Source organism: Alkaliphilus oremlandii OhILAs (assembly GCF_000018325.1).
Classification (GTDB): Bacteria; Bacillota; Clostridia; order Peptostreptococcales; family Natronincolaceae; genus Alkaliphilus_B; species Alkaliphilus_B oremlandii.
The window spans coordinates 988618-1015296 of sequence record NC_009922.1; the positions used below are offsets into that span (position 1 = coordinate 988618).

The 26679-nt window shown below is 36.1% G+C and carries 21 protein-coding genes, 1 riboswitch and 1 other annotated feature; of the genes, 19 read left to right on the forward strand and 2 right to left on the reverse strand.

All coding sequences use genetic code 11. The features are described 5' to 3' along the window. The first annotated feature begins 22 nt into the window (after nt 1–22). The 12 genes from lepB to CLOS_RS04730 all read left to right on the forward strand — a co-directional run bounded on the left by lepB (nt 23) and on the right by CLOS_RS04730 (nt 15605). The gene (gene lepB / locus CLOS_RS04675; protein WP_012158765.1) at nt 23–565 is read left to right on the forward strand and encodes a signal peptidase I; all 543 of its coding nucleotides are present in this window, start codon (nt 23–25) and stop codon (nt 563–565) included. Between the two features lie 13 nt (nt 566–578). Beyond that, nucleotides 579–1706, forward strand: coding sequence for a tRNA epoxyqueuosine(34) reductase QueG (queG, locus tag CLOS_RS04680; RefSeq protein ID WP_012158766.1), 1128 nt, complete (start codon nt 579–581; stop codon nt 1704–1706). Nucleotides 1707–1769: 63 nt separating this feature from the next. Continuing rightward, nucleotides 1770–4121, forward strand: coding sequence for a Lon protease family protein (locus CLOS_RS04685; RefSeq protein WP_012158767.1), 2352 nt, complete (start codon nt 1770–1772; stop codon nt 4119–4121). A gap of 325 nt (nt 4122–4446) precedes the next feature. Beyond that, the gene (locus CLOS_RS04690) at nt 4447–5634 is read left to right on the forward strand and encodes a glycine C-acetyltransferase (RefSeq protein WP_012158768.1); all 1188 of its coding nucleotides are present in this window, start codon (nt 4447–4449) and stop codon (nt 5632–5634) included. 234 nt (nt 5635–5868) lie between these two features. After that, on the forward strand, nt 5869–6501 hold the full coding sequence (nth, locus tag CLOS_RS04695; protein WP_012158769.1) for an endonuclease III: 633 nt from the start codon (nt 5869–5871) through the stop codon (nt 6499–6501). A 116-nt stretch (nt 6502–6617) separates the two neighbouring features. Further along, nucleotides 6618–8651, forward strand: coding sequence for a cell division protein FtsA (locus CLOS_RS04700; RefSeq protein ID WP_012158770.1), 2034 nt, complete (start codon nt 6618–6620; stop codon nt 8649–8651). 69 nt (nt 8652–8720) lie between these two features. After that, nucleotides 8721–10082 carry a VanW family protein gene (locus tag CLOS_RS04705; protein WP_012158771.1) on the forward strand — a complete coding sequence of 454 codons (1362 nt, stop codon included), beginning with the start codon at nt 8721–8723 and terminating at the stop codon, nt 10080–10082. A 96-nt stretch (nt 10083–10178) separates the two neighbouring features. Further along, nucleotides 10179–10868 (forward strand): DUF2225 domain-containing protein, encoded by a 690-nt coding sequence (locus tag CLOS_RS04710; protein ID WP_012158772.1) that lies wholly within the window; start codon nt 10179–10181, stop codon nt 10866–10868. A gap of 255 nt (nt 10869–11123) precedes the next feature. Next, a complete protein-coding gene (locus CLOS_RS04715; protein ID WP_012158773.1) occupies nt 11124–12422 on the forward strand; it encodes a lipase family alpha/beta hydrolase in 1299 nt (432 codons plus the stop codon). 18 nt (nt 12423–12440) lie between these two features. Beyond that, nucleotides 12441–12632: riboswitch (cobalamin riboswitch) on the forward strand. Nucleotides 12633–12754: 122 nt separating this feature from the next. Further along, nucleotides 12755–13738, forward strand: a complete 984-nt coding sequence (locus tag CLOS_RS04720) for an ABC transporter substrate-binding protein (protein ID WP_012158774.1) — start codon at nt 12755–12757, stop codon at nt 13736–13738. A 22-nt stretch (nt 13739–13760) separates the two neighbouring features. Next, complete coding sequence (locus tag CLOS_RS04725; RefSeq protein WP_012158775.1) at nt 13761–14801, forward strand: FecCD family ABC transporter permease; 1041 nt, start codon at nt 13761–13763, stop codon at nt 14799–14801. Between the two features lie 12 nt (nt 14802–14813). Further along, entirely contained in the window at nt 14814–15605 is a 792-nt protein-coding gene (locus CLOS_RS04730) for an ABC transporter ATP-binding protein (RefSeq protein WP_012158776.1), read from the forward strand. A 5-nt stretch (nt 15606–15610) separates the two neighbouring features. Here CLOS_RS04730 and CLOS_RS04735 read toward each other — a convergent pair whose 3' ends face one another. After that, nucleotides 15611–16021 carry a transcriptional regulator PerR gene (locus tag CLOS_RS04735; RefSeq protein ID WP_012158777.1) on the reverse strand — a complete coding sequence of 137 codons (411 nt, stop codon included), beginning with the start codon at nt 16019–16021 and terminating at the stop codon, nt 15611–15613. A gap of 213 nt (nt 16022–16234) precedes the next feature. On the opposite strand from CLOS_RS04735, the gene CLOS_RS04740 reads away from it, so the two are divergent. Then, nucleotides 16235–17062: a Cof-type HAD-IIB family hydrolase gene (locus tag CLOS_RS04740; protein ID WP_012158778.1), complete on the forward strand. Its 828-nt coding sequence runs from the start codon at nt 16235–16237 to the stop codon at nt 17060–17062. 85 nt (nt 17063–17147) lie between these two features. Continuing rightward, nucleotides 17148–18941: a 5'-nucleotidase C-terminal domain-containing protein gene (locus CLOS_RS04745; RefSeq protein ID WP_156774401.1), complete on the forward strand. Its 1794-nt coding sequence runs from the start codon at nt 17148–17150 to the stop codon at nt 18939–18941. Between the two features lie 92 nt (nt 18942–19033). On the opposite strand, the gene tyrS is transcribed toward CLOS_RS04745, so the two are convergent. After that, complete coding sequence (gene tyrS / locus CLOS_RS04750; protein WP_012158780.1) at nt 19034–20263, reverse strand: tyrosine--tRNA ligase; 1230 nt, start codon at nt 20261–20263, stop codon at nt 19034–19036. Between the two features lie 41 nt (nt 20264–20304). Then, nucleotides 20305–20511: a binding site (T-box leader), on the reverse strand. A gap of 428 nt (nt 20512–20939) precedes the next feature. Between tyrS and CLOS_RS04755 the strand changes: the two genes are divergently transcribed. The 5 genes from CLOS_RS04755 to CLOS_RS04775 all read left to right on the forward strand — a co-directional run bounded on the left by CLOS_RS04755 (nt 20940) and on the right by CLOS_RS04775 (nt 26607). Next, nucleotides 20940–22238 (forward strand): GntT/GntP/DsdX family permease, encoded by a 1299-nt coding sequence (locus CLOS_RS04755; RefSeq protein WP_012158781.1) that lies wholly within the window; start codon nt 20940–20942, stop codon nt 22236–22238. 59 nt (nt 22239–22297) lie between these two features. After that, entirely contained in the window at nt 22298–23071 is a 774-nt protein-coding gene (locus CLOS_RS04760) for a serine hydrolase (protein ID WP_012158782.1), read from the forward strand. Between the two features lie 556 nt (nt 23072–23627). After that, nucleotides 23628–24791, forward strand: a complete 1164-nt coding sequence (locus CLOS_RS04765) for a DUF819 family protein (protein WP_012158783.1) — start codon at nt 23628–23630, stop codon at nt 24789–24791. A 31-nt stretch (nt 24792–24822) separates the two neighbouring features. Next, entirely contained in the window at nt 24823–26244 is a 1422-nt protein-coding gene (locus tag CLOS_RS04770; RefSeq protein WP_012158784.1) for a C40 family peptidase, read from the forward strand. Between the two features lie 36 nt (nt 26245–26280). Continuing rightward, nucleotides 26281–26607 (forward strand): DUF3870 domain-containing protein, encoded by a 327-nt coding sequence (locus tag CLOS_RS04775; protein ID WP_012158785.1) that lies wholly within the window; start codon nt 26281–26283, stop codon nt 26605–26607. The last annotated feature ends 72 nt before the right edge of the window (nt 26608–26679 follow it).

A 26679-nucleotide genomic window follows, 5' to 3' on the forward strand; every position in this document is an offset into this window, starting at 1 on the left:
AATATAATTGGGATGTGTTATAATGAAGGAAAAAATTCATGTGATTATAGAATGGTTGGAAGCAGTGCTGATTGCTGTTGTGATTGCTGTGGTAATCGAAAATTTGCTCTTTAGCTTTGCTGTAGTCAATGGACAATCTATGGCGCCTACTTTAGATAGCGAAGACAGGCTCCTAATTGGTAAAGCACCATTTATATACCATCGGTTAAATATTGGAGATTTGGTGATATTCAATCCACCGGATCAATCAAATCAGGATGAAATTTTCATCAAAAGAGTCATAGCAAAAGAAAGCGATCATTTTTATATAGAAGATGGAATCCTATACATCAATGGGGAAAGAAAAGTGGAGAACTATATCTTTGAAGAAGAGTATTTAAAACGAAATTATCAGCTTCTAGAAGGGGTTGTACCGCCAGATGCTGTTTTTGTCATGGGAGACAATCGCAATGACAGCAACGATAGCAGAACCTTCGGTTTTGTTCCGAAGGATAAAATCAAAGGAAAGGTGCTATTTAAGGTTTGGCCATTGGATGAAGTAAAGGCCTTTATTTCATCCAAGTAAGGGAGGAAATAAGGTGAATTTAAAGGAAAAGATCGTACAATACTCAAAATCAATAGGAATCGATTTAATTGGATTTACAGATGCAGGTCCGTTTGATGATTTGAGGCAAATCCTTTTAGATCGTAAAATCAATGGAAAATTATCTGGTTTTGAGGAAGAGGATATCCAACTAAGAGTTGATCCGAGAAAAACCTTGGACACTGCAAAATCTATTATCGTGATTGCTATGTCCTATTATGTAGGAGCAGATCAACTACCATGCAGTGAAAAGCCTAAGTTTTATGGGGAACTAGCCCGAACAGCTTGGGGAAAAGATTATCATTTGGTTTTAAAGGAAAAGCTAAATCAATTGGCTGATTTTATAAAAAATGAAGAGGAAGACTTTCAATATAAAGCTTTTGTAGATACAGGCCCCTTAGTGGATCGATATGTAGCCAATCGTAGCGGCATTGGTTTTTATGGGTATAATTCTGCAATCATCAACAAAACGTATGGATCTTGGATATTTATTGGATATATGATCAATAATATGGCTTTTGAAGAGGACAAGTCCTTAGAAAATGTTCATTGTTATGGCTGTAATCTATGTATTGAACAGTGCCCCACATCTGCTATCGAAGGTCCCTACCAATTCGATGCAAACAAATGCTTATCCAACATTCTTCAGCAAAAAAGAGACATTGCTGAAGATGTGCGCCTGCTCATCGGTAAGAAAATTTATGGATGTGACATTTGCCAAAATGTTTGCCCTCATAACAAAGGGATCAAAGAAATGACGACGAAAGAATTTATGCCAAAGAACCCTTCTCATTGTGTAGACTTAATAGAGCTACTTCATATTTCCAATAAAGAATATAACGAGATCTTTAAGGGAAACGCTTCCGGCTGGCGAGGGAAAAAAACTTTGCAAAGAAATGCAATTATTGCCTTGGGGAATTATAAGGATGAAAATCCATGGCCTCATTTAATTCCCATGCTGAAGGATGAAAGACCGGATATTAGAAAAATAACCATAGAAACATTATATAGCATCCATCCCCAAAAAACTGTACAGCTGATTTCTTCAATGAAGGGGAATGAAAAAGATCAGGAAGTTCTTATGACGATTCACAAGTATTTGGATAATTATAAAAATAAATAGTGTAGGAAAGCACCTCTCCCGAATAGGATGATATAGAAGTGATTCACTAAAGGAGGGAGAATAGTGCATAAAGATTATAGATTACCCTATATAAAATTAAAAAAACAGTGCGACATCAGTAAGTTCGACTTTGAAACCACGGAAGAAATACCTTGCTTAATCGGTATCATGGGTCAGGAAAGAGCAGAAGAAGCAATGAACTTTGGTCTTGGAGTAGAGCATCCAAGCTATAATATCTATATTAGCGGTGGAAATGGTACTGGAAGAACCAGCTATGCAAAGAAGGTTGTAGAGTCTTGGGCGAAAAATAGGGCCATACCCGATGATTGGTGTTATGTATATAGCTTCCAGTCTAGGGGTGAGGTAGAGGCATTGAATCTGCCAGCAGGTATGGGAAAAATTTTTAAAAAAGATATGGAAGATTTAGTTGATGAACTATTAATCCAAGTTCCTAGGGTTTTTCACAGTATGGATTATGAACGACAGAGAAATGAGATTATAAAGGAATACCAAGAGAAAAAGAATAAGCTTATTCAAGATTTATCCGATTATGCCAAGGAGAAAAAATTCATCTTTAAAAATACAAATAATGGCTTTGTATTCATTCCGATATATGAAGATGAGGAACTATCGGAGGAACAGGTTGCAGAACTGGATAAGGAAATTAAGGATGCGATCGAAATGCAGCTCAATGAGCTACATGAGGCCACTTTGGAGTTATTAAGTAATGCAAAAAAGCTGGAGAGGGCAGCAAAAAAGAAATTATTGCAATTAGAGCTTAGAGTCGGTTTATATATTGTAAAACCATTGATGAACGACCTATTTAATAAATATAAAGAGTGTGAAAATATATGTGATTACCTGAAAAAAGTTGAAAGTGATATTATTGAAAATATATTTTACTTTTATTCTGAAGATGTAGAAGAAGAGGAGGATATGGTCAATATTCGCTCTTTGGAAAATGAAGATGCTCTGAAGAAATATAAAGTGAATTTAATGATAGATAATAGCAATACCAAAGGGGCACCAGCGATCATGGAATTTAACCCGACGTTAAATAATCTAGTCGGCAGAATTGAATATGAAAACATTAATGGCAATCTTAGAACGGATTTTCTGCTGGTGAAACCAGGTGCCATCCATACTGCCAATGGTGGGTACTTAATCATTCATGCAAAGCAGCTTCTAAGCAACCCATACGCTTGGGAAGCTTTAAAGAGAACACTACAAACTGGAGAGGTTGCCGTTGAAAGTATCAATAGTCATTTGGGAATCGGCGAAGTCTCTTCAATGAAATTGGAGCCGATCCCGATCAAAATCAAGGTGATTTTAATCGGAAGCAGCTATTTATATTACCTGCTCCACGAATATGACGAAGAATTTGCAAAGTATTTTAAGATATTGGTGGATTTTAACGAGGATATGGAACGAAATGAAGAAAATGAAAGAAAGATTATCAGTTTTATCAGTTGCTATACGAAACAGGAGAATTTTCTACACTTTGATAAATCTGCGGTAGCTGAGTTGATGGAATATAGCTCAAGATTAATCGGTAATCAAAATCGTTTATCGGCAAGGTTTAATAAAATTATTGAGATTATCATTGAAGCAAACCAGTGGGCAAAGTTAGAGAAGTCGCCAATCATATCAGGAGATCATGTGCAATACGCAATTCGTAAAAAAATGAATCGACTGAACCGATACGAGGAAAAAATTCTAAAATCCTTTGCAGAAGGCAAAATATTGATGGATGTTAGTGGACGTAAGGTGGGTGTAATCAATGGCCTATCTGTAATTACCATCGGAGAATACCTCTTTGGTAATCCAAGTGTTATTACGACGGCTGTCAGTAAAGGCAAGGGAAATATTATCAACATTGAGAGAGAGGCAAACTTGAGCGGTGATATTTATGATAAAGGCGTGTTGATTCTAACGGGATTTTTATTAGAAAAATTTGCCCAAGACCAAGACTTAAACCTAAGGGCACAAATCTGTTTTGAACAATCCTACGGTGGCGTAGATGGTGATAGTGCCTCCAGTGCAGAACTTTATTGCTTGCTGTCAAGTATGGGGAAAATCCCAATTAAACAAAATATTGCCGTAACTGGTTCTGTAAACCAAAAAGGGTTCATTCAGCCTGTCGGTGGCGTTACAGAAAAGATAGAAGGATTCTTTAATATCTGTACGAGAAAAGGATTAACTGGAGATCAAGGGGTCATCATTCCATACCAGAATATAGAAGATTTAATGTTAAGAGACGAAGTAATCGAGGCTGTTAAGAATAATCAATTCCATATCTATGCCGTTGGGCATATCGATGAAGGGATCCAAATATTGACGGATCAGAAAGCAGAAGAAGTATATAAAATCATAGAAGAAAGATTAAAATTGCTAGAAGATGTGAATAATAAGTAGTATATGGGATATCAGTAGGAAGGAGAAAGTTCTTCCTACTTTTTATGACCGAACCCAATTTATGGACCAAAGGAAGCGATAAATTGACGGTAGGTCAAACGCAACGAATGCCAATTTTATCGACCAAAGGGAGAATAAAATTGTACAATGAGACTGCGAAGCTTCATTGACCTGTACTTCCCAATGAAATTTACAACTTTGTAATTTTTAAAATAGGAAGCAGGAGTTTATACAGATATGGTGTATAATATATTGTGACTACATAATTTATATCATTGGATTTGATAGCTTTAGAATATTGAATTTTACTAAAGGAGGTTCATTTATGTCAAATGTTCATGAATTAAACTTTTTAAAGGAAAAGATACAAGAGTTAAAAGACCAAGGTGTTTACCGTCAGCTTCCGGTGCTCGAGGGACCTAACGAAGCAGAATCCATTTTAAATGGTAAAAAAGTAATCAATCTATCTTCTAATAACTATTTAGGATTTGCAAACCACCCTAGATTAAAAAAGGCTGCTATTGAAGCTGTGGAAAAATATGGTGTAGGCTCTGGTGCTGTTAGAACCATTGTTGGAAACATGGACATCCACGAAATCTTAGATAAAAAACTTGCAGAATTTAAAAGAGAAGAAGCCGTTATGAGCTTCCAATCTGGATTCAACTGTAATGCAGGAACCATTCAAGCGATTACAGAAAAAGGAGACTTAATCATATCGGATGAATTAAATCATGCCAGTATTATTGATGGCGCTAGATTGAGCAGAGCAGATAAAACAATATTTAAACATGCAGATATGAACAACTTAGAAGAGGTTTTAAAAGCCAATAGAGACAAATATAGAAATATGCTGATTATTACAGATGGTGTATTCAGTATGGATGGAGATATTGCTCCGCTTCCAGATATTGTTGGACTTGCTGAAAAATATAATGCCATGACCTATGTAGATGATGCCCATGGATCTGGTGTACTTGGTGAAAGTGGAAGAGGTACCGTAGATCATTTTGGACTTCATGGTAGGGTAGATTTTACAATCGGAACCTTATCCAAGGCCATCGGCGTTGTAGGTGGATACGTTGCAGGTAGTGCAACTATGAGAGACTGGTTAAGTCATAGAGGACGACCGTTACTATTCAGTACATCCTTACCTCCAGCAGCCATTGCGGCAATTACAGAGGCCATTAACATGCTGATGACGACAACAGAATATACGGATCGACTTTGGGATAATGCGAAGTACTTCAAAGCAAAGATGAGTCAATTAGGATTTAACATTGGAAATAGCCAAACACCAATTACACCAGTAATTATTGGAGATGAAGCGAAGACTATGGAATTTAGTAGAAAGCTTCTAGAAAATGGTGTCTTTGTTTCAGCCATTGTATTCCCAACAGTGCCAAAGGGAACTGGTAGATTAAGATGTATGGTAACTGCTGGACATACGAAAGAACAGCTAGACAGAGCTGTTGAAACCTTCAAAAAAGTTGGAGAAGAAATGAACCTATTATAATTTTAAAAATTATAATAGAATAGAAGCAAGCAGGTGGTTTAAAACCACAGGCTTGCTTTTTATGACCGAACCCAATTCATGCCACCAAAGGAAGCAGTAAATTGATGGTAGGTCGAACGCAACGAATGCCAATTTCATCGACTGGAAGGAGCGTGAAATTGTGCAATGAGACTGCGATTATTCTATTCATATAAGATACTAGAAAAGTAGAGTATAAAATATAGGAGAAGAGATATGAATGCTAAAAATAAGAAAATCATAGAGCTTTTAATGGCAGAGTATCCCGATGCAAAATGTGAACTAGAGCATGAAAATCCATTTCAGTTATTGGTAGCCACAATTTTATCGGCGCAAACCACGGATAAAAAGGTGAATGAAGTAACGAAGGATCTGTTTAAGGAGTACCCTACATTAGATGAGTTCTTACTTCTAACCCAGGCAGAGCTGGAAAATAGAATTAAGCAGATCGGTCTTTACAGAAATAAAGCGAAGCATATCTACACAATGTGTAGACAGTTGAAAGAAGAATTTAATGGAGAAGTACCAAATACTATGGATGGGATCACCTCTTTGGCAGGAGCTGGAAGGAAAACAGCCAATGTGGTTTTAAGCAACGCCTTTGGTGTTCCATCCATAGCGGTAGATACCCATGTTTTTAGAGTGTCCAATCGAATTGGATTAGCCAATGCAGACAATGTTTTGGATACGGAATTACAGCTTCAAAAAGCCATTAGTAAAAAGCTTTGGAGCTTAGCGCACCATCTGATCATATTTCATGGGAGAAGATGCTGTTATGCAAGGAATCCCAATTGCGGTGAGTGCGTCATCAAGGATTATTGTAAGTATTATAAAAATGTTACAAAATAAAAATCTCGACAAATATTGTTGGGGTTTTATTTTTATGTCGAAGAATAAAGGAAAAAAGGATTTTGTGAAGAAAATATAAGTATAATTTTTTTGTATTAGAAAGGGTGTAGTAGTATATGGCATACGAAGAACTCCGCAATAGTGGATTTGTTTTTGCACTAGATATTGGCACAAGAAGTGTAATGGGAATATTAGGAAAAAAATCCAATGATAAAATTCATATTGAACATATGGTTATAGAATTTCATACGAAAAGGGCCATGTTAAACGGTCAGATTCATGATATTGATGGAGTGATCGAAGTCGTTCGAAAAGTAAAATTAGCCTTGGAGAAAAAGGCCAACTGTACCTTAGATGAAGTATCGATTGCTGCTGCTGGTAGATCACTTAAAACAGATCGAATCACCATTGAACGAGAGATTGATCCCCTCAAGGAAATCCATCAGGATTTAATCAATAGCTTGGAAATTGAAGGATTGCAAAAAGCACAGTATGAAATTGAAAAGCAGAGCGAAGAAAGTACAAAGTATTTCTGTGTTGGGCATACCGTGGTGCGTTATTATATCAATGATGGGATGATATTAAACCCTTTAGGTCAAAAGGGAAACAAGGTGAAGTTAGATATTTTGGCTACTTTTCTGCCACAAATGGTTGTGGACAGTTTATATGCGGTAACCTCCAAGTTAAATTTAGAGGTTCGATATATGACCCTAGAGCCTATTGCTGCCATAGAGGTTGCCATCCCGGAAAATGCGAGGCTACTAAACTTAGCTTTAGTAGATATCGGTGCTGGAACATCGGACGTGGCAATTACAAAAGAAGGTACCATTGTTGCTTATGGCATGACAACTTGTGCAGGCGATCATATTACAGAGGAAATCTGTAAAAATTATTTGCTGGATTTTGATGCAGCGGAAGCTCTAAAAGTTAATTTAAATCGAGAAAAAGTTCAACGATTTTCGGATATTGTAGGGATTCCCTATGAAATATCCAGCGAGGAAATGATTCATAAAATCCAACCTGCCATCCAGCATTTAGCCAACTTAATTTCCAACTGTATTGTAGAACAGAACGGAAAATCTCCCAGTGCTGTCTTTTTGATTGGTGGTGGTAGCCAAACGCCTCGTTTGAGTAAATTTATTGCAGAAAATTTGGAAATTCCAGAAGAGAGAGTCGTGGTGAGGGGAATAGAAACCGTACAAAATACGGTATTCGTGAAGGAACCTATTGCTGGACCAGAGTGCATTACACCAATAGGAATTTTAGCGAAATCTTTAAATCATCAGGAATTAGATTTTATTGAGATCTTTATTAATACACAGCGGTTTAAGTTGTTTCAAACTAAAAAATTAAAGATCATGGATGCTCTGGTATTGGCAGGGTACAACCCTAGGGATTTGATTCCGAAAAGGGGTAAGTCCATAGAAGTCACTATCAATGGTGCCCAAAGGATATTGTACGGACAGTATGGGGAGCCAGCAGAAATTTTGATTAATGGACAAAGATCCAATATTGGGTCCAGCATCAAAGATGGAGATCTTATTAATATCAGTCCTGCTCAAGAAGGTGCTCCTGCACAATACAGTTTAGAGAACATGATCCCTTTGGAAAATGAAATATTTGTGAATGGCAAATCTATACCACAAATACACCAATGCAAAGTCAATGGTGAAAAACCAAAGATGGATGACCTATTAAAAGATGGGGATGCGGTAGAATACATATGCTTAGATACTGTTCTAAGTCTTTGTGCATATCTAGATATAATTCATGATGGATATACGATTAAAGTCAACGAAGAAATCGCTTCTTTGCATACAAAGATTGTAAATAAAGACAGGATCACCCTTGAAAGAAAAGTAGAGATAGCAGAAGAACGAGAAGAAAAGAATGAATTGAAGCAGGAACAGGGGTCGAACAGCGATACCATTCAATGTACGGAGCAAAGCATTCTAATTCAATGCAATGGTAAACCACTACAGATCCCGAGAAAAAATTGTAGCAATATTTTTGTAGATATCTTTGAGCATATGGATTTCGATAGAAGTGCTGTTCGAGGGAAGCTTGTATTAACCTTGAATGGGAAAGAGGCTAGCTATACAGATTTAATAGAAACAGGAGATGAAATCCGTATTTATTGGGACAAATAGAAGATTTCAGTATATTTTTTACAAATTGAAATAATATATAATATACCGAATTTTCAGGAGTGATTATATATGAAATTTTCTACCCAAAGGATTCAATGGAATAAAAAGAAAATATGGATCATAGGTATTATATTTTTGCTGGTGGTGGCCTCTTCCATCGGTGTAGCCACATGGATATTCAGTGATACAGCGATCTTCTCCAATATATTCATTGAGGATGTAGACGTAGGTGGACTCAGTCCAAAAGAGGCAAGTGCCAAAATGAGAGATGCTTTAAAAGAGCGAATCGATAGCCTTTCTATAGATATTCAATATGAAGATAAGAACTGGACGGTTCCCTATGATGATTTAGGTGTCTATTATATGCTAGAGGATTATATTGATAAAGCCTATGGTATCGGAAGAAGTGGCAATTATTTAGAGAGAATCAAAAAGGTCATTGCCTTAAGGAAGAAACCTGAAGTAATTGAACTGGGACCGTATTTTGATAGAATAAAGATGGATGCTATAGTGGACGATATTGGAAATACCCTAGATAGAGATGCAAAGGATGCACGCATGGAACGAAAAAACGGTTCTTTTATCCTACACAAAGAAGAACCGGGAATTGCTGTGGAAAAAGAGGCGCTAAAAGAGCATATCGTAAGGGCAATCAAGGAAAATCAGAATCTTCCAATTCAAGTTCCTGTTCAATACATTGATCCTCTGATTAAGGAGGAGGACTTAAAAATGATTGGACCTTTGATTGGTCAGTTCAGTACAGCATTTAACTTGGAGCAGACAGGAAGGGTTGAAAATATTAAACTTGCTGCTCAAAGTATTGATGGGACCGTATTAATGCCTGGTGAAGAATTTTCCTTTAATGAAAGTACGGGTCCGAGAAGTGTAGAGGAGGGATACCAAGAAGCCCTAGTAATCGTCAATGGGGAGTTTGTACCCGGCGTTGGCGGAGGCATCTGTCAGGTTTCCACCACTTTATATCAGGCTGTTGTTCGTTCTGGTATAGAAATTACAGCGAGGCGAAATCATGGTTTACCCGTAGGCTACGTGCCCATGGGTCATGATGCAACGGTTGCCTATGGCTATATCGACTTTAAATTTAAAAATAATAAAAACCATCCAATCTATATAGAAAGTTATGTGAAGGATAATAAAATATATGTAAAATTATACGGTAAAGAGGCAGAGGATATCCTGATCGATCTAATATCTGAAACTGTTGAAGTGATTGAACCTAAAATGGAGATCAAGAAGGACCCCAATATGTATGTGGGAGAAAGAAAAATCAGTAAAGCTTCAAAAAAGGGATATCGGGTATTCACCTATAAGATTTATCTGCAGAATGGGAAAGAAATAAAGCGTGAATTAATTACAAAAGACTACTATCCTCCTAGAAATGGTGTTATGATAGAAGGTACGAAGCAGGAGTGATCCACGTCAGGTGGTAGTGCCGTACTTTGAGGATTTATGATGGTATATGATATGGACAGAATGGAACTTGTATAAGGTATTAAAGGGAGGACGCATATGGAAGAATTACTTTATGATAAAGACTGCAAATGCCCTGTGTGCAGACATCGATTTACAACGAAAAAAATAAGAACAAGAGGTCTAAGAATTGAAAGAAGAGAAGAAGATTTTAATGTAATATTTAAAGATATCAACCCGAATTATTATTATATTTGGGTATGTCCCACCTGCGGATACAGTGCTACGGAAAAAGAATTTGATAATATAACCAGTCAGCAGGAGGACTTAATCAGTAAATCCATTCGGCCCAAATGGAAGGAAAGAAGTTATGGTGGTGTTAGAACCTATAGTGAAGCAGAAGAAAGCTTCAAAATGGCTTTATTGATCGGACAGATTCTAAATAAGTCAAAGAGCTATATGGCCGGAATCAGCCTAAGGCTGGCATGGCTTTACAGAGAAACAAACAATCCAAAAGAAATAACCTTTTTAACCCATGCCCTGGAGCTTTTTGAGGCCTCCTATCAAACCGAGCGGATTGATGAACAGGGGCTGGATGAGGTATCTTTAGCTTATTTAAATGGTGAGCTCAATCGGAGAGTTGGTCGATATAAGCAAGCCGTTAGATGGTATAGCATTACACTAGATCATCCCAATATCAAAAATAAAAGACATCTTCAAATAAAAGCACGAGAGCAATGGCAATTAGCAAAAGAGCAGAATGATGAAGCAAAGTTGAATTCAAACTAAAAATAAAGTTTGTTCTCCTAGGCTCACAAACTGTAAATGGCACTCAGCTCTAGGTAGAACTTACAGTTTCAGGCGCTTAAAATAATGTTGAATAAAAGTTGTATAATGAAATTTCTCAAAAAAGCGGTGATACCATCACGGCTTTTTTTGTTGTAGAAAATAATATAATTTGTTATCAATAGATTCCCTTTCAGTCATATATCTTGAAATGACAGGATAAGTATAAATTGAGATGAAAATGAAAGAAGGGATAAGATGAGTACTACAGAATTAAACCCAATTATATTTATTCCTGGATTGATGGGGTCCATCGGTGGAGAGATTTTAGGAACTCAGGTGGAGTGGAGTTTCGGCGTTGCTGGTTGGTTCTACCGCCCTTTTATCAACGAATTGGAGAAGATGGGGTATGAAGTAAACGGAAATCTATGGATTTGCTACTACGATTGGAGAAAAGGCTGTGAGGAGATTGTAGACCAATTTTTAATGCCCATCCTGACAGAAGTGAAGAAGAAATATCCAACTCAAAAAGTAGATTTGCTATGCCATAGTATGGGTGGTGTTGTAGGACGTACCTATATACAAGGAGAGGGATACTTAGGAAATGTTCGGAACTTTATGTGCTTTGGCACACCAAATCGAGGGAATATAGAAGCATATTATCTTTGGAGTACAGGCAAAATTATGAAAGATAAAAGAGAAAAAAATCTAATGGATATCATACGAAGCGGATATATTTGGATATTAACTAAAATATTAGAAATCCCTTTGGGTGCAGATCATATTGAAGAACTTCATCATAATTTCAGAGGTTTGGGTGATTTAATCCCATCTCAGGATTATGGAGATATTTTATGCTATAAAGAAGATGGAGAAACTCGATTTATTCCTAGGAAGTATACGGTATATGAGAATCCTCTACTGGATCGATTAAATAAAGAAATTATTTCTTTGAAAAATGGTACAGAAAATATCTATTGTTTTGTTGGAGATGGACATTCAACATGGTCAGCTTTGGTGCTGGATAAAGAAGTCTTGTTAAAGGATAGAAAGGGATGTATTAAGAGCACCCTCAGGACTAAAAAAGGGGATGGTACTGTAACGGTACACAGCGCTAAGCTAGAGGATGCTAAGCTATACGTAATAGAAGGAAGTCACACAGGAATACTACTGAAATCCATAGAATACTTAGAGAAGATCTATAATTTAAATAGGAGTAAGGGGAAAAAAGATTCAGAGATTATAGAAGAATGTCCATTTGGCATTATTCTTCAAAGGGATATGAAGGTAGAACTGAAGAATGAGGAAGCGATCATTGGTAAATTTGAAAATGGAAGATTCACCACAGAATACGATTATATTGCCCAACAATTTGGAAAAAACTATATTTGGATCATGATGCGAAACTTACCCAAGGGCAAGTACAGCCTAGCAGTAGAACATCCATATGGAGATGGCAGCCATATCTTTGTGTGTAGCCCATTTATGGAGAAAGAGTTGAGCATTCATGGGGGCAATGTACAATGTATGAACAAATTTTCATTTGAAAATCTCTAGTTTTTCTGATATTATTAAGACGAATTCAATATAGAAGGTGCTCAATTGAGCTTAAAAGGGAAAATGGTTAAAATCCATTACAGCCCCCGCTACTGTAGGTGATGATGAATCGGCAATGAACCACTGATCTAGGAATTTAAAGCTAGGTTGGGAAGGTGCTGAGGAAAATGATTCACGAGTCAGGAGACCTGCCGACTTTAGATAAATGATACCCTCGGAGGGAGGGGTAAGCCGTTAAGATAAGAATATCCCTCACTTTTAGTGGGGATTTTTTAATTTGAAGGAATCGAAGTTTTATGTCGATCTAAGAAATCATAGGAGGAAAAAGCAAAATGAAAAAAGCAAAAATTTCTGTTTTAATCGCGGTTATGCTCTTAATGGTAACCTTTGTAGCTGGTTGTTCACCAAAAACTGTAGAACTTCCCAAAAATCCCGTAGATAATAACGGAGAAAATGTTAAGAGTACAGCGTATCCTAAAGAAATTGTGGATAGCTTTGGAAATACTGTAACAATAAATGAGAAGCCAAAAAAGGTAGTTTCCGTTTCACCGAGTCAAACTGAAATTTTATTTACCTTGGGCTTAAAGGATCAAATTGTTGGAGTTTCAGATTACTGTGATTATCCTGCGGAAGCTTTGGAGAAAGAGAAAATAGGCAGTGCATTTGCAGTGAATGTAGAGAAGATATTAGAATTGGATCCAGAGATCGTGTTTTTATATAATGAAGCTGTACCGGAAGCCATTGAGCAGATAAAGGCTGCTGGAATTCATGTATTGATCTACTCTCCCGAAACGACGGAAGAAATCTTTAATACCATATCCGATTTAGGAAGTATTATGGGGGTAGAAACGAAGGCGGAAGAAATAATTCACAATATGAAAGCAAAAAAAGATGAAATTGTGAATAAAGTAAAAGATTTGGATAAGGTAAGGACATTTTATCAAGTTTGGGATGAACCATTGATGACTGCAGGGGTAGGCTCTTTTATCCATGAGTTGATTACTTTAGCAGGTGGAGAAAATGTTGCTGTGGACGGAGAAGGTGCATACCCTCAATATAGCGTGGAGGCCATGATAGAAAAAAATCCACAGGTTTATCTTGCACCAGCGCATACTCTTGAAAACTTTACCCTCAGTGATAAAGAAGCTGAAGAATTAAAGAGCAGGATCAAGTCAAGACCGGGATACGATACAATAGACGCCGTTAAAAATGATCGAATTGAGTTATTAGAACCAAATATCGTATCGAGACCAGGTGTTAGAATCATAGAAGCACTAGAATTAATTGCGAAAGCGCTACATCCAGAGGCGTTCTAGGGTGTTTTGATGGAGGAATACCATGATGGAAAAAAATAAATATTTTAAATCATTCCCTATGCTGCTAATGATTTCATTAGCAGCCATCCTTATATCTGTGGTTATTGGCGTGGCCAATGTCACCGTCATAGACAGTATAAAGATTATTTTAAAACCAGTTCCCTTAATAGGGAATTATATGGATGTTTCAAATATACAAAAATCTCATATGGCAATTATACAAAATATACGTTTACCGAGAGTATTATTATCGTTTTTGGTTGGATATGGTTTATCCATTGTCGGTGTATCCTTTCAAGGGATGTTAAAGAACCCTATGGCAGACCCCTTCATTGTCGGTACATCCTCAGGGGCGGCTTTAGGAGCTGCTATCGCCATCCTACTAAAATTAAATAGGACTTTTATGGGTATGGGTGCGATATCTATATTTGCATTTATAGGCGCTTTGCTTTCAACTTTAATTGTGTATACCATGGCTCGAATCAAAGGAAAGGTACCTGTAACGACTTTGCTCCTTGCAGGAGTCGCTACGGGACAATTTTTTACTGCCATTATGTCCTTTTTAATGACGATTTCAACGAAAGACGTAAGCACCATCATTTTTTGGACCTTAGGCAGTTTTTCTGGTAGGGGATGGAATCATGTACAGATAACTGTACTGCCCGTCCTTTTAGGCAGTATCCTAATCTATGTTTTCTCTAAGGATTTGAATATTATGCTACTGGGAGAAGATAGTGCAAAAAATATGGGGGTAGAAGTCGAAAAGGTTAAGAAGATCATTTTGATTACCAGTGTCTTAATCACTGCTTGTTTGGTTTCTGTCAGTGGCATCATAGGATTTGTAGGGCTTATCGTGCCTCATATCGTCCGCATTGTTGTAGGACCGGACCATCGGGTATTGATTCCAGCCAGTGGATTGGTAGGCGGAACTTTTTTAGTTGTGGCAGACACAGTAGCAAGAACTATGATTGCACCGACTGAAATACCGGTGGGGATTATTACAGCACTGGCAGGAGGACCTTTCTTTATATATTTACTTAGAAAATACAAAAAAAGCGTATAGAGGTGAAGTTGGGTGGGAAAATCTGTAGAAATAAAAGAACTTATTTTTGAATATGAAGATACAAGAATTTTAGATGAAATCACATTAAATATTTCCCGGGGAAATATTTTAACAATCATAGGGCCCAATGGATCTGGGAAATCTACATTGTTAAAGAATATATCTACAACTTTAAAGCCTAGAGAGGGAATTATTCTTTTAGACCAAAAATTATTAAAGCACTATAAAGCGAAAGATTTAGCTCGTGAACTGGCTGTAGTTCCACAAAATACAAATATTGAATATGATTTTACAGCTCACGACATTGTATCAATGGGACGAAATCCTTACATTGAGAGATTTAAGCAGGAAAGTGAAGCAGATGTTGCAATTATAAGAGAATCCATGGAAAGAACGAATACGTGGCATTTGAAAGATCGACCGATCAGCCAGCTGAGTGGTGGGGAAAGTCAAAGGGTTGTAATAGCAAGAGCATTGGCACAGGAACCACAGGTTTTGCTCTTGGACGAGCCTACGGCGGCCTTGGACATGCATCATCAAATAGAAATTATGGACTTGCTCAAAGTACTCAATAGAGATAAAGGCGTAACTATTGTTATGGCACTTCACGATATCAATTTAGCTGCTCGTTACAGCAAAGAAATACTGCTGCTGGACAAAGGAAAGAAGATTATTTTGGGAACCCCTGAAGAAGTAATAACAAAAGAAAACCTACGAATAGCATATAAGATAGACATGATCGTAGATAGAAATAAGCATATAAATTCATTACAGGTAACACCGCTATCTTCTATAGAAAGATAGAATTTCTAATTTGCACAATCGGAACAGATACCATAGAAACAAAGCTGCTGTTTGTTAATTTTATAATTTGAAACTTCTGCTACCTTATATTTTAAATCTTCAAATATATTGTTGTTTAAGTCTTCTATTTTTTGGCATTGAGTACAGATAATATGTTGGTGCTCATCGGTTCTTCCATCATATCGAAAACTATTTTCACCGATATTAATAACCTGAATTAAGCGTAGATTACAAAATAGCTCTAAAGATTTATAAACCGTTGCCAAGCTCATGGTAGGGTAGGTAGGATATAATTTCTTAAAAACAGTTTCTGCATTTGGATGATCGGTAGACTCTTTGATTGCCTGATATACAGCGATACGCTGAGGCGTAATCTTACAACTATTGGATTTTAATTCTTTTATCAAAAGTTCCATAATAAAACACCGCCTTTAAAATAATAATAATTATTAAATACAATTATATATCTATTATACAACATGTTAATTATTTGTCAATAAGAAATTTGCAAAATGTTCCAACAAATTTCTTTGAAAATATGGTAATATTTTTAAGTATATAGGCATTAAGCAAGAGGAATGAATAAAAATGCAGGACAATGATATTAACTGAAACCATAGGAGGAAAATATGAAGTATAAATTAATCGTACTAGATATGGATGGAACCTTATTAAACCGCAACAAAGAAGTGACCAAGGAGAATCAGATTGCTTTAAAGAAAGCGCAAGAGAAAGGCATTAAAGTTGCCATTGCTACGGGAAGGGTCTTTACCTCGGCTAAATTTTATGCAAACATGCTGGGCATCGATTCCCCCATTATCGCCTGCAACGGTGCATTGATAAAGGAGGCTGCAAGCAATGAGATTATCTATACCAACCCAATTCGTAAGGAAGATCTATTAAAGTCATTGGAGATTTTTAGAAGGCATCAGGTATATTTCCATACCTACGATGAAGATACGATCTATATAGAAAGTTTGGGCTTTAGCTCTGCTATCTATAACGATTGGAATGAAGATCAGAGTGAAGAAAATAAAATACCCATCAAGAAATTAGAAGATTCCTATTTATATTTTAAGGACAATCCCATTGAAACATTAAAGATCATGGCAGTAGATGAAGATTCAGAAAAAATGCTACAGATTAAGACTGAATTAGGAGAAATTTATGGAATTGAGTTGAATAAATCCTGGTATAACAACCTGGAGGTTATGAACAAAGGAGTATCCAAGGGAAATGCCATCGAAATGTTAAGTAAAATCTATGGCATCAAACGAGAGGAAATTATTTCATTTGGCGATCATTTTAACGATTTATCCATGAAAAGCTACTCGGGAACCTTTGTTGCAATGGGCAATGCAGAGGAAGCCGTCAAAAAAGAGGCCCACTACATAACCAGCTCCAACGATGAAAGTGGTGTGGCCAAGGGAATTGAAAAATTAGTGTTAGATATCTAACACTAATTTTTCAATATTTGGGAAGGAAAAACAAAAAGAATATAGAATATTCATAAAATACAGGATGGCGCCATATATCCTATGGATGCCAAAGAATTCTGTTAAAAAAAGAAAGGAAGTGATCGTTTTGCTGAAGACGCTTCAGGGAAGAAAATTACTCATTAGCTTGATCGTAGTGACCATGATTATGGGAAGCTTCGGTGGAATCTTTGCTTTTGCAGACAGTAGCACTGCTACTAAGATTACAATTTTCCATACCAACGACGTACATGGAAGAATTGAGGGGAGTTCTAGTGAAATTGGGTATGCCAAAATTGCAGGGTATATCAATGCCTTTAGAGCAGAAAATCCAAATGTACTGGTGTTAGATGCAGGAGATACATTCCATGGTTTATCCATAGCTACACTACAAAGGGGAGAAAGTGTAGTGAAGGCAATGAATGCTTTGCAATATGATGCTTTAGTACCGGGAAATCATGACTTTAACTATGGATACCAGAGACTCCTGGAACTGGAGGAATTAAGTAATTTCCCTATTATTTCTGCCAATGTTAAAACTGAAACAAATGAATCCTTATTGACCGATTATATCATTAAAGAAGTGGACGGCGTTACCATAGGAATCTTCGGTTTATCAACACCGGAAACCGTAGTGAAAACAAACCCTAAAAACGTAGAAGGTTTAACCTTTGAAGACCCTTCACTGATTGCGGCGACCATGGTGAGCCAACTAAAGGATCGAGGTGTAGATGTAATTATTGCTTTGGGGCATTTAGGCATTGACTCAGAGAGTGTGGATACAAGCTACAAGGTAATTGATGAAGTAGAGGGTATTGATGTATTCATCGACGGCCATAGTCATACTGCATTTGAAAATGGTAAGGTTATTAAGAATACCCTTCTTGCAAGTACAGGAGAGTATAGTAAGAATCTCGGTGTTGTTGAGATTACTGTTCAAGATGGGAAAATTGTAGAAAAGACAGCGGCTTTACTAAATAGAGAAACCTTTAATGAGATAGAAGCTGACGAAGAACTTCAAAATTTAATTGGAAAAATTTCGGAAGAACAACAAAAAGTGCTATCTGAAGTAATTGGAGAAACGAAGGTTCGACTAGATGGAGAAAGAGAATTATCTAGAAAGCAAGAGACAAACTTAGGAAACTTAACAGGAGACATCTTCCTTCACTGGACCAATGCAGATGTGGCATTAGTAAACGGTGGCGGAATTCGAGCTTCTATTGAAGCGGGTAAAATAACAAAGGGGGATATCGTAACTGTATTCCCATTTGGCAACGTTTTATTCGTTAAGAAGGTTTCTGGTGCTGCTTTAAAAGAGGCTTTAGAACATGGAACAAAGTCCTACCCAGACCTAGCAGGTGGATTTCCTCATGTAGCAGGGATGACATATGCTATTGATCTTGCTAGACCTGTAGGTGATCGTGTTGTAGATATCACTGTAAAGGGTGAAGCCTTAGATTTAAATAAACAGTACATTCTTGCGACCAATGACTTCCTTGCTGCTGGTGGTGATGGATATACCATGATCAAGGATGGTGAATTTGTACAAGAGATGATGACCATGGATGAGGCCATCGTTCAATATATTCAAGAAGTAAAGGTGATTGAACCTCAGGTAGAGGGAAGAATCGTAGTGAAACCAGCGCCAGTAGAAGAAACTGCTCCAGACGAGGACGTAAATCCAGTTGAACCGAAGCCAGTGGAAAAAGCAAATATTACTTATATCGTTCAACCTGGAGATTGGTTATCAAAAATTGCTATAAAGTACAATACGACTTGGCAAAAACTGCAAACAGTGAATTCAATTAAAAATGCAGATTTAATTTTCCCAGGACAGGTTATCTTAATTCCTGCTCAGTAATTGAATCAAAGGGCCCATCTTAGATAAGAGGTTCCGCTATATAAAAGACCTGTACGGCACAAGGTTCCTTGCGCCGCACAGGTCTTTTAATATTAAACCAGCTTTACTTGATGGTAGGTCTTTTTACCTTTCTTAATCATCAAAGTATCTTCTTTGAAGAAATCCAGTGTAATCACAGTATTTATATCTGTGATTTTTTCGTCGTTAATCGCAACGCCACCTTGTTGAATCAATCGTCTTCCTTCTCCACGGGATGGTATCAGCTCTGCTGTTACAAGTAGCGTGATGATGTCTATGCCTTCTGCAAGTTCTGACCTTGGAAGATCCGTTGAAGGAATAGATCCTCCTAAAGCACCCTGGCCAAATAAAGCCTTTGCCGCTTCCTCTGCCTTGGTAGCCTCTTCTTCGCCATGAACTAATTTCGTTACCTCAAATGCAAGAATTTCTTTGGCTCTGTTGATTTCAGCACCTTCGAGAGCGCCCAATTTTCTTACTTCATCCATGGGAATAAATGTAAGTAGAGAAAGACATTTTTCAACATCAGCATCTGCTACATTTCTCCAGTATTGGTAGAATTCAAAAGGCGATGTTTTTTTAGGATCCAACCAAACAGCACCGGATTGTGTTTTACCCATTTTTACGCCTTCGCTTGTGGTTAATAGGGTAAAGGTCATACCGTAAGCAGGTTCACTTTCTACTCTTCGGATTAAGTCTGCACCTGCAATAATATTTGACCACTGATCGTCCCCACCCAATTGTAGACGGCAGCCATATCTTCTAAAAAGTTCTAGAAAATCGTAAGCTTGCATAATCATATAATTAAATTCGAAAAAAGATAATCCTTTTTCCATTCTGTTTTTGAAGCATTCTGCAGTGAGCATTCGATTAACAGAGAAGTGTGTCCCAATTTCCCTGATAAATGAAATATAATTTAAGCTTAATAACCAGTTTGCGTTATTTTCTATAATAGCACCACTGTTTTCAGATAGATCGATGAGCCTTTTGCTCTGGTCGATAAAACAGTTGACGTTATGCTGGATGATTTCAGGTGTCATCATCTGTCTCATATCAGTTCTACCAGATGGGTCTCCAACCATTCCTGTACCGCCACCTGCAAGAAATATCGGTCGATGACCTGCTTTTTGAAGATGGGACATGGCCATGAGCTGTACGAAGTGGCCTACGTGCAAGCTGTCTGCTGTTGGGTCGAAACCTATGTAGAATGTAATTTTTTCTTTTCCTAGTAATTCTCTGATTTCGTCTTCGTGGGTAAATTGTTTAACGAAGCCACGATCCTTTAAAACATCAAATATATTTTCCATTTTAAAACCTCCTTATGAAAATAAAAAAGAGCCATCCAGTCCAAAAGGACGAGATAACTCGTGGTACCACCTTAATTTACATCGAATCGATGCCTCAAAACACGATAACGGGTGAAAACCGGCAAAGCTTTTGACCTTGCAACTCCAGAATGTAATTCATCTTACCATGTGCTATAGATCTTTCACCAACCGATCTACTCTCTAAAATTGTAACCATGGGGACTACTGATTTCTTTCAAAGTTTTTAGCAATGAATAGATATTTTGCTCCATTATATCATAGGTGAAACATTAAATACAATACCATTTCATTTTTTTAGAACGTTTTTACTTGCATATGCTATTGAATTGGTATACTATATAATATATAACTGAATATTTAGAAAATATCACTTGATTATTCAGATGCAAAAGCATCGTCGTAAGCAAGGCCAAAAAATGTTGTATACATTGATAAGGCCTTGCTTTTTTAGTATGTACATCTTCATTAAATTTATTACAAAATTAACAAGTGCTTTAGTCTATATTGAATCACAATCAATATATTTTAAAACTAAGGATAAATTCATCAAAGATCTATGTGAAATGAATATAAGAAGGAGGTGTACAATAGATTGCATCATAATTGGGAGCAAGTATACATATTTTAGTAAAAAATTAAAAAAAGGGGGATTTTAATGATGTTATTTAATTTATCACCAATTTTCGCTTTATTACCACTGATAATTTACATTATATTAGCATTTAAAGACATACATCCTGTACTAAATGTAGTGATATGTGTAATTTTAAGTGCCATTATCACGAAACAACCACTTTTATCTATGGGCGGGGTGATTTCTGAGGCCTTAGGATCTTTTTTGGCGTTGATAGGCTTTATAATATTGCTAGGTTCAGCATTAGGAGCTGTTTTAAGAAAAACAGGTGTTGCGGAGCACGTAGTAATGGCGCTTATGAAGAAGATTGGCATAGATACTGAGAAAAAAGCAATTATAACTTCAATGGTCTGTTCAATATTGCTGGTAGCTTTACTAGGGACTCTTGCAGGTGCAAATGCAATTATAGCTCCTATTCTAATTCCACTTGTTGCTGTAATAGGGATCACACCGTCTACACTTGCAGCAGTCTTTATGGGGGCTGGGGCTACAGGGTTATTCATAGGACCATATTCACCGCAGGTTGTTACAATCATGGAGCTTACAGGATTAAATTATGGTAGCTATTTAGTAGGTGTAGGATTGCCCATTGCAGCAATTTGCTGGATAGTTACATACTTTATGTCATTAAAGATCCAAAATAGAACGAAGGGTATATATATGTATGAAAACGTAGAAAAGCCTGATATGAATTATGTGGTGAAAGCAGAGACTCAAAGAGCAACCTTGGTGTTTGGGTTATCTGTTCTCCTCTTAATTATTTATGGAATCTTTCAAGGAAGTGGTTCTTCATATGCAATCGTTGTAATGTTTACTGCTGCAATTTTAACTGGCAAAGCCGGAGGAATGAATTTTAATGACTTGTTTGATACAATGATGGAAGGCGCAGGACGTATGATATGGCTATTTATAATGTTTGTATTATTCCATCCATTTATCACCTTTATTGCAGAGGCTGGTGCATTTGAAGCAATGGTTAATTTAATACAACCACTATTAAGATCTCAGAGTAAGGTTGTTTTTTCCTTAATATCAACTTTAACTGGAATATTTGGAATTGGCGGTGCTGCAGTTGCACAATCAGTTGTAATGGATAGTATGTTTAAACCACTGGTAGAAGGTTTGGCCTTATCTCCCAGATTATGGGCAACCATATTGCTGGTTGGTTCTCAAATAACTTCCTTTGCATATCCTGAAGCTGATATGTTAGGACAAATGGGGTTGGCAAGATCTAAGGATCTTAAGAATATGGTGAAGTTCGGAGTGACTATAACCATAAGTACTGTAGTATTTGTTTTAATGAGATCATTTTTAGGATAACTATGTAGTTTAATCAGGACATTAAATAAAGCCTATATTAGGTAAGGGGTGAATTTATATTGCTAGAAAATAAAATAAAAGGTTTTTTAAGGGATATTGATGGTAATGTAGCTGTAGTAATAAAGAACTTCAATAATGGGGAAATAATACAGATAAATCAAGATTATATTTTTCCTTCTGCAAGTACAATAAAGCTGGTAATAATGTCAGAATTATTAAAGCAAGTGAAAGAAAATAAACTCAGCATAAATGAAACAATTGTAATAACAGATAAAATGATCACGGGTGGAGATGGGATATTAAAAGAACTGAATGTTGGGCATCGATTTACCTTGGGAGAAATAATGACTCTGATGATTATTATAAGCGATAATACAGCTACCAATCTATTAATAGATATAGTTGGAATGGATAACGTTAATAGAATGGCTCAGGAATTAGGATTAAAGAGGACAAAATTGCAGAGAAAAATGATGGATTCAGTTGCAGTAAAATATGGAAGAGAAAATTATACTTCAGCACAGGATATGTTGAATATTTTAGAACTTACATATAAAGGTGAAAATATTGATGGATATTATAGCAAAATGATGTTAGACATCTTAAAAAGACAGCAGGTAGGTGGTCGATTAAATCTATATTTACCGGAAAACACTGTAATAGCTCATAAGACGGGAGATTTGGATAGGTTAGAACATGATGTAGGGATCGTTTACTTGCCTAATTGTGAATATATTATTTGTGTTCTTACAAATGAGACAAAGAGCAATAAAGATGGTAGGCAAATCATAGGAAATATATCAAAATTAGTTTATGACCAGTATGCTGGATAATCGCAACCTATTAGATTTTGAATAGGGATTATTTTTTATATGCTGCGTATAACAATATTTGATAAAAGATGAAATTACATTATATTTTTATTGCATATATGATTCACTTAGTATAATATAAATATATATATGTAAACTGAATATTTCGAAAATATCACTTGTTTATTCAGATGCAAAACATCGTCGTAAGCAAGGCCAAAAAAAGTTATATGTTTATTTGGCCTTGCTTTTTTTGTAGTTAGAAGAATCTGTAGGTGAGACAAAAAGTATTAGGAAGGAAAAATGAAATTATACAGGGGTTAAGGAAAGCATAAAAATTAAGAGTATAGAATCTAAATCAAAAAAAGAGATTCCTTTTGGACATGGGTGGACATATTCTCCTTACAATCAGATGTTGTATATCAGCCAGATGAATAGATCACTATCGATCATTTAATAAAAGATGTTCAGCGTATGACAGCTGCAATAGATGAATTAGGGAACTAGCATGGAATTATTATTTACCATAGTGCTATAACACTATGGCCAAAATAAAAATAAAAAAGGGGGAAATTTTATGATTACAAGTGGCTTTACTTATTTATCTTTTCTAATTTTTTTAGCTGGCTTACTTGTTTGGACAGAGAAGAAGTATAAGGATCGTAAATTTTTTAAGTATGTACCAGCAGTGGTTTTACTTTATCTAGTAGCTATGTTACTATCCACATTTGGTGTATGGCAAAAAACTGATGATGTAAATATGTACTACTCAATGTTTAAAAACAATTTATTACCTGCAATGATTTTTTTAATGCTATTACGATGTGATCTAAGAAAAATCATTAAATTAGGACCTAAAATGCTCATAGGGTTCTTTGCTGCATCAGTAAGTATTGGGATTGGATTTATAGTAACTTATGCAATTTTCAAAGGTCTATATGAAGCTGGTACATGGCAGGCATTTGCAGCACTATGTGGTAGCTGGATGGGTGGTACAGGGAATATGGTGGCTATTCAAGGCGCTTTAAATATTCCAGATGCTAAATTAGGCTACGCATTATTGATGGATTCTATAAATTACGCTATATGGGTAATGATATTATTAGGATTGGTTCCCTTTGGAAATAAGTTTAATAAATGGACCAAGGCAGATACAAGCATAATAGACGAAGTGGGCGAACAACTTGCAAGTGCCCAAGAAGACATAAGAACAAATATGGAATTTTCAGACCTAATAATCCTAACTGGAACAAGTTTGTTGGTCGCGGCTGTTTCTATGTTTATAGCTACTAAATTACCACAATCCGATTTCTTATCTGCATCAACTTGGACTGTTATAATAGCTACTGTAGCAGGTGTTATAGGTGCAATGACACCTTTAGCGAAGCTACCAGGAGCTTCTCAGATTTCTAATGCAATGCTATATACAATCGTAGGACTCATTGCTTCAAGAGCAAACTTTGCGGAACTTACGCAAGCTCCATTATACATCATATCAGGTTTTGCAATTTTAGGAATTCATGCTTTAGTAATGGCATTAATAGCCAAATTATTTAAACTTGATCTTTTCACATGTGGTGTTGCCAGTTTGGCCAATATAGGTGGTGTTGCATCGGCCCCTATTCTTGCAGCCTCATATAGTGAAGCATTAATACCAATTGGAGTGCTTATGGCAATGATGGGATATATTGTAGGTACTGGTGGTGGGTTGATCGTTGGTAAGATTATGTCTATTCTTTAAATAAATTTAGTTATTGGGGGGGAACTGGAGAATGAAAAAAATAAAAGGGATATTGGTTATTACACTGGTGCTCATTACGACCGTTAGTTTAACTGGATTTGCTGCAAGTAAGGATGCAACACCATATAAGCAATTTGAATCAAACATACCAGGCGTAACTGAAGAAATGCTATACCCTGAGTTTTGGATTAAAAATACATCCAGTGCTAATAAAACCATTGCTACTTTAAGTGAAATAGAAGCTTATAATAAGAACAATATTGAGCAGTGCGAACCAATTGTGGATTTAGAAAAGTATCCAGAAAGATTTAGTAAAGAAGAATTAGTTCAACTAATACAAGGTTTCAGTATGCCATCAACATCACCTAGGTACAATAAAAACGGGGAACAAGTTGGGGAAGCCTATTATAAAATATTAATAGAAAATTTAAATTTAGATAATCTATCGGATCAAAATGATGTAAAATATGGTATCGCCTTAAGAAGAACAGAAATGAGAACTTTTCCAACCGATGATAGATTATTTAGTTCTCCTGAGGATTATAATATTGATAGATTAATGGAGACAGCAATTTATCCTGTAGAGCCAATGGTTATATTATCTGAAAGTAAAGATGGGGAATGGTATTTTGCACAAATGTATAATTATTTGGCATGGATTCCTTCAAAGGATGTGGCTATCACAGATAAAAGCACTTTATTTGACTATATAAATAGTAAAGATTTTATAGTGGTTACTGGAAAAAGGGTGTACACAAATTATAATCCTTTAAAACCAGAAATCTCCGAACTTCAGTTAGATATGGGGGTAAGAATTCCTTTAGCCTCATATGAGGAAGTAAAAGGAAGCTTTTATGATCAAAATCCTTCAGGTAATTTTGTTATAAAACTTCCTACAATAAATACGGATGGAAATCTAGCGTTCGATTATGCCCTTATACAAAGATTAGATGATGTAAGTATAGGTTATCTACCATATACAAAAGCTAATATTATTAATCAAGCCTTTAAATTCCAAGGTGAAAGATATGGATGGGGTGGAATGTTTAATGGTAGAGATTGCACATCTTTTATGTTGGATATATATAGAACAATGGGTATAAAATTACCTAGAAATTCATCAGAACAAGGAAAGTTGGCAGCCGGTGTGTTCTATGAAATGTCAGAAACGATGACAATAGAAGAAAGAGAAAAGATATTGGATAAGTTAGAGCCTGGGGCTGGATTATATATGAGTGGTCATGCAATGCTTTATTTAGGAAAATATAAGGATGAATATTATATGATTCATGACTTTTCAGGTTTTTATTCTCAAACTGAAGGGAATGTAACCTATACCCCTGCATGGTCGGTTGCGGTTACTCCGTTAAGTATTTTAAAATCTTCAGGAGATAAGTATATTACTTATATGGAAGCTTTATATGGTGTAAGGAAGTTTATTTTAGAAGAATAAATTGATTTAAAAATAAAATTAATATAGGTGGTTTGAATGTATAACAAAAATACGGTATATGTAATTGGACATGGAAAAACCAGTAATGATAATGCTATTACGGAAAGATTTAAGATATTTTTCATAGGATTTATAATTGACACAGAGACCGATGAAATTGTGGATATTGGGTGCTCTACAACGATACCTACTACAGAGGAATTTATTGCAGGCATATTTGTTGGAAGAAAATTCGATAAATTTTATGAAGATATAGAGCAAGAGGTAATCAGAAGATACTTTGGATCTTCTCAAAAAGCAATAGTAGTTGCCTATAAAGATGCTCTAAAAAAATATCAGGAAGTGAAAGAAAAGTACTATTAAATACTGCTTTATTTAACGAATATATTATTATAAACGTAATATATTTTAGTGAATGAAATCCAGTAGAATCCA